1 pseudogene is annotated in these 643 nt (G+C 70.0%); it reads left to right on the top strand.

Annotation, left to right across the window (positions count from 1 at the left end):
- Positions 1 to 643 (top strand): annotated as a pseudogene (locus PGX04_RS07890) (diguanylate cyclase); the annotation flags it as partial.

The raw sequence follows: 643 nt of genomic DNA, 5'->3' as shown, positions 1-643 counted from the left end.
TGGCCCGAATCGGTCGGTACGCGCCGTCACCACGGTCGACCGGGTCCGCACCTGGGCCCCGGAGGCCGACTGCGTCGTCTTCGCCGAGACGCCCACGACCGCGGCGGGGTCGAACCTGCTCGAAGTGATCGAGGCCTGCGATTCCGCACCCGTGATCCTCTTTTCCGAGGCGTCGTACGCGCCCGCGGCCGCCCGGTCGACCGACGGCATCGACGGCTACGTCCGCCGCGATACCGACGACGCCGTTTCCCACCTCGCGGACGAGATCGAGTGGGTCTGTAGCGATGGCAGGACCACCGGAAACACCGGTGAGCGCGATATCGACGCGGAATCCGACTCCGATGCCGAGGTCGAATCCGACACCGACGCCGAAACCGATCCCGAGGCTGACGTGATCGCGATGGCCGGCGTCCCGGCGCCACCGAGCCGTCAGCCGGCCGACGCATTCCTCGAGTCGGTCCCCGAACTTGTCGCCTGTCGCGACCGCGATCGGTTCTTCGAGTTGCTGGTCGAGACCGCGGCCGACGCGCTCGAGTCCGAGTACTGCTGGCTGTCGACGGTCCGCTTCGGAGACCTCGTCCCGCGGACGACCGCTCCGGGGGTCTCGGCGGACGCCCTCGAGTCGCTGTCGCGTGCGGGACCG

It is taken from the genome of Natrinema soli (genome assembly GCF_028618695.1).
The sequence above is the reverse complement of the archived record's forward strand: the minus strand, read 5'-3'. Positions and strand labels throughout refer to the sequence as shown.